The organism is Pseudomonas sp., assembly GCF_050739995.1.
Classification (GTDB): Bacteria; Pseudomonadota; Gammaproteobacteria; order Pseudomonadales; family Pseudomonadaceae; genus Aquipseudomonas.
The window spans coordinates 1-5,528 of sequence record NZ_JBOICG010000508.1; the positions used below are offsets into that span (position 1 = coordinate 1).

General features: G+C 62.2%; 6 protein-coding genes. All 6 read left to right on the forward strand.

Features of this window, described 5'->3' with window-relative positions:
* Positions 1-2,358: monovalent cation/H+ antiporter subunit A (locus ACRESD_RS16755; protein WP_431751942.1), on the forward strand; the 2,358-nt coding region annotated here is incomplete at its 5' end.
* Positions 2,358-2,702, forward strand: coding sequence for a Na+/H+ antiporter subunit C (locus ACRESD_RS16760; RefSeq protein ID WP_003192163.1), 345 nt, complete (start codon positions 2,358-2,360; stop codon positions 2,700-2,702). The genes ACRESD_RS16755 and ACRESD_RS16760, both read left to right, overlap by 1 nt.
* Positions 2,699-4,381 carry a monovalent cation/H+ antiporter subunit D gene (locus ACRESD_RS16765; protein WP_431751943.1) on the forward strand — a complete coding sequence of 561 codons (1,683 nt, stop codon included), beginning with the start codon at positions 2,699-2,701 and terminating at the stop codon, positions 4,379-4,381. Before ACRESD_RS16760 ends, ACRESD_RS16765 begins: the two co-directional genes overlap by 4 nt.
* Positions 4,378-4,866, forward strand: a complete 489-nt coding sequence (locus ACRESD_RS16770; protein WP_431751944.1) for a Na+/H+ antiporter subunit E — start codon at positions 4,378-4,380, stop codon at positions 4,864-4,866. The genes ACRESD_RS16765 and ACRESD_RS16770 overlap by 4 nt, the downstream gene beginning before the upstream one ends.
* Positions 4,863-5,141 carry a K+/H+ antiporter subunit F gene (locus ACRESD_RS16775; protein ID WP_431751945.1) on the forward strand — a complete coding sequence of 93 codons (279 nt, stop codon included), beginning with the start codon at positions 4,863-4,865 and terminating at the stop codon, positions 5,139-5,141. Before ACRESD_RS16770 ends, ACRESD_RS16775 begins: the two co-directional genes overlap by 4 nt.
* Positions 5,138-5,476 (forward strand): Na+/H+ antiporter subunit G, encoded by a 339-nt coding sequence (locus ACRESD_RS16780; protein ID WP_431751946.1) that lies wholly within the window; start codon positions 5,138-5,140, stop codon positions 5,474-5,476. Before ACRESD_RS16775 ends, ACRESD_RS16780 begins: the two co-directional genes overlap by 4 nt.
* Positions 5,477-5,528: the final 52 nt, after the last annotated feature.

The following is a 5,528-nucleotide window of genomic DNA, read 5'->3' on the forward strand; positions in this document are numbered from 1 at the left end:
GACCTGGATCAGGTGTTGGCGGCGGGCGATCAGATTCGCGCGCACTCGCTGTACCCGGTCATGCTGGCCTTGGTGCTGATCGGCGCCTTGAGCAAAAGCGCGCAGTTCCCGTTCCACTTCTGGCTACCCCACGCGATGGCGGCACCAACGCCGGTTTCGGCCTATCTGCATTCGGCGACGATGGTGAAGGCCGGCGTGTTCCTGCTGGCCCGCCTGTGGCCGTCGCTGTCCGGCAGCGAAGAATGGTTCTATATCGTCGGCGGTGCCGGCGCCCTCACCCTCCTCCTCGGCGCTTACTGTGCCATCTTTCAGAACGATCTCAAGGGTCTGCTGGCCTATTCCACGATCAGCCACCTCGGCCTGATCACCTTGCTGCTGGGCCTCAACAGCCCGTTGGCCGCCGTCGCCGCAGTGTTCCACATTCTCAACCACGCCACGTTCAAGGCCTCGTTGTTCATGGCGGCGGGCATCATTGACCACGAAAGTGGCACCCGTGACATTCGCAAACTCAGTGGCCTGGTCCGATTGATTCCCTTCACCGCGACCCTGGCCATGGTTGCCAGTGCCGCCATGGCCGGCGTGCCGCTACTCAACGGTTTCCTGTCCAAAGAGATGTTCTTCGCCGAAACCGTGTTTATCTCCTCGACCGCCTGGGTAGAGTTCGCCCTGCCGGTGATTGCGACCATCGCGGGTACGTTCAGCGTGGTCTATGCGTTGCGCTTCACCATTGATGTGTTCTTCGGGCCCACCGCGACCAACCTGCCGCACACGCCCCACGAACCGCCACGCTGGATGCGTGCACCGGTTGAGCTGCTGGTGTTCACGTGCCTGCTGGTGGGGATTTTCCCGGCCCAGGTGGTCGGTTCGATCCTCGCCGCTGCCGCCTTGCCTGTCGTGGGCGGCGTGCTGCCGCAATACAGCCTGGCGATCTGGCACGGCTGGAATGCGCCGATGATCATGAGCCTGGTGGCCATGTCCGCTGGCGTGGTGCTCTACCTGCTGTTGCGCAAGCAACTCAAGCGTGGCCGCTTCAAGTACCCGCCCATCATCAGTTACTTCAACGGCAAGCGTGGCTTCGAACGCTGCCTGGTGGTGATGATGCGCGGCGTACGCAAGCTCGAAAAATACATCAGCACCAAGCGCCTGCAGACCCAGTTGTTCCTGCTGGTTTTGGTGGCGGTTATCGGCGGCATGATCCCGATGCTCAACAGTGGCATCAGCTGGGGTGACCGGCCGAAGATCCCGGGCTCCATCGTGTTCGTCACCCTGTGGCTGTTGGCAATCGCCTGCGCCCTGGGCGCCGCCTGGCAAGCCAAGTACCACCGGTTGGCAGCCCTGACCATGGTCAGCGTGTGCGGCATGGTGACCTGCATCACTTTCGTGTGGTTCTCGGCCCCGGACCTGGCACTGACACAACTGGTTGTCGAGGTCGTCACGACGGTGCTGATCCTGCTCGGCCTGCGCTGGCTGCCACGGCGGATCGAAGAAGTGTCGCCACTCCCCAGTTCTCTGCCCAAGGCACGCATCCGTCGCCTGCGGGACTTCCTGCTGTCCACCGTGGTGGGTGGTGGCATGGCGTTGCTGTCCTACGCGATGTTGACGCGCCAGACGCCCAACGATATTTCCTCGTTCTACCTCAGTCGCGCCCTGCCCGAAGGCGGCGGCAGCAATGTGGTGAATGTGATGCTGGTGGACTTCCGGGGCTTCGACACCCTGGGTGAAATCACCGTGCTCGGCGCCGTGGCGCTGACGGTGTATGCCCTGCTGCGCCGCTTCCGCCCGTCAAAAGAGAGCATGGAATTACCGCCGCAACAGCGCCAGTTGGCGCCGGACGTGGCCACCGACCTGGTCAACCCGCGCCAGGCCAGCGACACCGCCCTGGGCTTCATGATGGTGCCGGCGGTGCTGGTGCGACTGCTGCTGCCGATTGCGCTGGTGGTGTCGTTCTACCTGTTCATGCGTGGCCACAACCAACCAGGCGGTGGTTTCGTCGCCGGCCTGGTGATGTCGGTGGCGTTCATCCTGCAATACATGGTCGCCGGCACGCAGTGGGTCGAGGCGCAGATGAGCCTGCGACCGATGCGCTGGATGGGCTTCGGCCTGCTCGCGGCCACCCTGACCGGGCTCGGCGCCCTGTTTGCCGGTTACCCGTTCCTCACTACCCATACCTGGCATATCAGCCTGCCGGTGCTGGGCGACATTCATGTGGCCAGTGCTTTGTTCTTCGACGTCGGCGTCTACGCCATGGTCGTCGGTTCCACGCTGTTGATGCTCACCGCCCTCGGTCACCAATCCGTGCGGGCCCATAAACCGAGCAACCAGCCCAAAGTGGTTGCCACAACGGAAGGAGCCGCCTGATGGAAGAAGTCATCGCAATTGCCATTGGGGTCCTCGCGGCCTCCGGCGTCTGGCTGATCCTGCGGCCACGGACATTCCAGGTGGTGATGGGCCTGTGCCTGTTGTCGTATGGGGTCAACCTGTTCATTTTCAGCATGGGCAGCCTGTTCATCGGCAAGGAACCGATCATCAAGGACGGCGTGCCGCAAGACCTGCTCAACTACACCGACCCTCTGCCCCAGGCGCTGGTGCTCACGGCTATCGTGATCAGCTTCGCCATGACCGCGTTATTCCTGGTGGTGTTGCTGGCGTCCCGGGGCCTGACCGGCACCGACCATGTGGATGGCCGGGAGCCCAAGGAATGACGTGGATGAACCAACTGATCATCGCGCCGATCCTGCTGCCGTTGCTGACCGCCGCGCTGATGCTGATGCTCGGCGAAAAACGCCGCCCCCTGAAAGCCAAGATCAACCTGGTCTCCAGCATGATCGGCCTGGGTATCGCGATCCTGCTGTTGTACTGGACACAAAAAGGCGGCCCCGGCTCGATTGGCGTGTACCTGCCGGGCAACTGGCAAGTGCCGTTCGGTATCGTGCTGGTGGTGGATCAACTGTCGGCACTGATGATGGTGCTCACCGGCATCATCGGCGTCAGTGCACTGCTGTTCGCCATGGCCCGTTGGGACCGTGCGGGCACCAGTTTCCATGCCCTGTTCCAGGTGCAGATGATGGGTTTGTACGGTGCGTTCCTCACCGCTGACCTGTTCAACCTGTTCGTGTTTTTCGAGGTGCTGCTGGCGGCGTCCTACGGCTTGATGCTGCACGGCTCGGGCCGGGCGCGGGTGTCGGCGGGGCTGCATTACATTGCGATCAACCTGCTCGCGTCGTCGCTGTTTTTGATTGGCGCGGCGATGATCTACGGTGTTACCGGCACGCTGAATTTTGCTGATTTGGCATTGAAGATCCCACTGGTACCGGAAGCGGATCGCGGCTTGTTGCACGCCGGTGCGGCAATTCTGGCCACTGCATTCCTGGCCAAGGCCGGCATGTGGCCGCTGAACTTCTGGCTGGCGCCCGCGTATTCTTCCGCGAGTGCGCCAGTGGCGGCGATGTTCGCGATCATGACCAAGGTCGGCGTATACACCGTGCTGCGCCTGTGGACCTTGCTGTTCTCCGGCCAGGCCGGTGCGTCTGCGCTGTTTGGTGGGGATTGGCTGGTGTATGGCGGCATGGCGACCATCATCTGCGCCGGACTGGCGATGGTGGCGGCGCAGCGCTTGGAGCGTATGGCCAGCCTGAGCATTATGGTGTCGGCGGGGATTTTGCTCTCGTCCGTCGGCTTCGCCCAGCCGAGCCTGACCGCAGGCGCGTTGTTCTACCTGGTCAGCTCGACACTGGCATTGAGTGCGTTGTTCCTGCTGGCCGAGTTGATCGAGCGTTCACGCTCGGCCAACGACTTGCCCCTGGATGAAGAAATCGATGCACTGCCTAAAGCCATGGAGTCCCTGCATCCGCGCCCTGGCGTGAACCTCGACGATGAGCAACAGGCTGTGGTGGGCCAGGTGATTCCGTGGACCATGGCTTTCCTGGGCTTGAGCTTTATCGCCTGTGCCCTGTTGATCATCGGCATGCCGCCGTTGTCCGGGTTTATCGGCAAGCTCAGTTTGCTGAGTGCGTTGGTCAACCCGCTGGGCTTGGGTGTCAGCGTCGACGAGCCGATCCGTCCTGCCGCGTGGGGCCTGGTGGCGCTGCTGATCCTCTCCGGCCTGGCCTCGCTGATCGCGTTCGCCCGCCTAGGCATCCAGCGCTTCTGGACCCCGGAAGAGCGCCCCTCGCCGCTGCTGCGTCGCTACGAGTGCGTGCCGATCTTCTTCCTGCTGGGCTTGAGCATCCTGCTGACCTTCAAGGCTGAACCGCTGATGCGCTACACGCAAGACACCGCCGTCAGCCTGAACAACCCAGAACACTACGTGATGGCGGTGATGGCGACACGTCCCGTGCCAAGTCCCGAAGCCAAGGCTGCGGCGCTGGAGGTGCAACCATGAAGCGCCTGTTCCCTGCCCCGTGGTTGTCGTTGGCGTTGTGGCTGTTGTGGCTGGTGCTGAACCTGTCCATCAGTCCCGGCAACCTGCTGCTGGGCGCGCTGCTGGGCTTTCTTGCGCCGCTGATGATGGCACCGCTGCGGCCGCTGCCGATCCGTATTCGCCGCCCTGGGGTGATCATTCGACTGTTCTTCCTGGTAGGCCGCGATGTGATCATCTCCAACCTGCAAGTGGCCTGGGGCGTGTTGACCTGCGGCTCACGCCCACCGCGTTCGCGCTTCATCAAGATCCCCCTGGACCTGCGCGACCCTAACGGTCTTGCCGCGCTGTCGATGATCACCACCGTGGTGCCCGGCACCATCTGGTCGGAACTGGCACTGGACCGCAGCATCCTGCTCTTGCACGTGTTTGATCTTGAGGATGAAGCGCCCTTCATCGAGCACTTCAAGACCACCTACGAACGGCCCCTGATGGAGATCTTCGAATGAGCGCCCTGCTCTCCAATGCGATCCTGTTCAGCCTGTTCCTGTTCTCCCTGGCCATGGTGCTGACGTTGGTACGCCTGTTCAAAGGCCCGTCCGCCCAGGACCGGGTACTGGCGCTGGATTACCTGTACATCCTGGCGATGCTGATGATGTTGGTGCTGGGCGTTCGTTATGCCAGTGATACCTACTTTGAAGCGGCGCTGCTGATTGCGCTGTTCGGTTTTGTAGGCTCGTTTGCCCTGGCGAAATTCCTGCTGCGTGGCGAGGTGATTGAATGATGCCGTTATGGGTAGAAGTGATCGTGGCAGTGCTGCTGGGGCTGAGCAGCGTGTTTGCACTGATTGGTGCGATCGGGCTGTTGCGCATGAAGGACTTCTTCCAACGCATGCACCCGCCGGCACTGGCCTCGACATTGGGCGCATGGTGTGTAGCGTTGGCGTCGATTATCTATTTTTCGGTACTCAAGTCCGAGCCGGTGTTGCACGGGTGGTTGATACCGATCTTGTTGTCGATCACGGTGCCGGTGACCACGTTGTTGCTGGCGCGTACTGCGCTGTTCCGCAAGCGCATGGCCGGTGATGATGTGCCGGCCGAGGTCAGTAGCCGTCGCTGACACCTGATGTGAGCACGGTCGAAAATGTGGGAGCTGGCTTGCCTGCGATGAG

Bases quoted from the DNA above. Each gene is read 5' to 3' on its own strand.
- ACRESD_RS16760 (WP_003192163.1), top strand. From the start codon at position 2,358: ATGGAAGAAGTCATCGCAATTGCCATTGGGGTCCTCGCGGCCTCCGGC.
- ACRESD_RS16765 (WP_431751943.1), top strand. From the start codon at position 2,699: ATGACGTGGATGAACCAACTGATCATCGCGCCGATCCTGCTGCCGTTG.
- ACRESD_RS16770 (WP_431751944.1), top strand. From the start codon at position 4,378: ATGAAGCGCCTGTTCCCTGCCCCGTGGTTGTCGTTGGCGTTGTGGCTG.
- ACRESD_RS16775 (WP_431751945.1), top strand. From the start codon at position 4,863: ATGAGCGCCCTGCTCTCCAATGCGATCCTGTTCAGCCTGTTCCTGTTC.
- ACRESD_RS16780 (WP_431751946.1), top strand. From the start codon at position 5,138: ATGATGCCGTTATGGGTAGAAGTGATCGTGGCAGTGCTGCTGGGGCTG.